Source organism: Microbacterium sp. GbtcB4 (assembly GCF_019091465.1).
In the GTDB taxonomy this organism is placed as follows: domain Bacteria; phylum Actinomycetota; class Actinomycetes; order Actinomycetales; family Microbacteriaceae; genus Microbacterium; species Microbacterium paraoxydans.
Genome location: NZ_JAGXJJ010000314.1, coordinates 1 through 251, shown reverse-complemented (window position 1 = coordinate 251; position 251 = coordinate 1). Strand labels below are relative to the sequence as shown.

Below are 251 nucleotides of genomic sequence, written 5' to 3'. Positions count from 1 at the left end.
GCGAGCGCGTGCCCGTGCACGGCGCCTCCGGCGCGGGGAAGTCGACGCTGCTGCACGGCCTCGCCGGTGTGCACGGCGGTGAGGAGGAGGGGGAGAGCGAAGGCGCGCTGCTCGACGGCGGCGACCCCGCCGCGGCGACCCGCGGGCGGGCCGGGCTCGTGCTCCAGGATCCCGACTCGCAGGTGATCCACGCCCGTGCCGGCGATGACGTCGCCTTCGGGTGCGAGAACCTCGGTGTGCCGCGTGCCGAG

The 251-nt window shown here is 76.9% G+C and carries 1 pseudogene; it reads left to right on the top strand.

Annotated features, from left to right (window positions below):
* Window positions 1-251: pseudogene (locus KVS71_RS18000) on the top strand (ABC transporter ATP-binding protein); the annotation flags it as partial.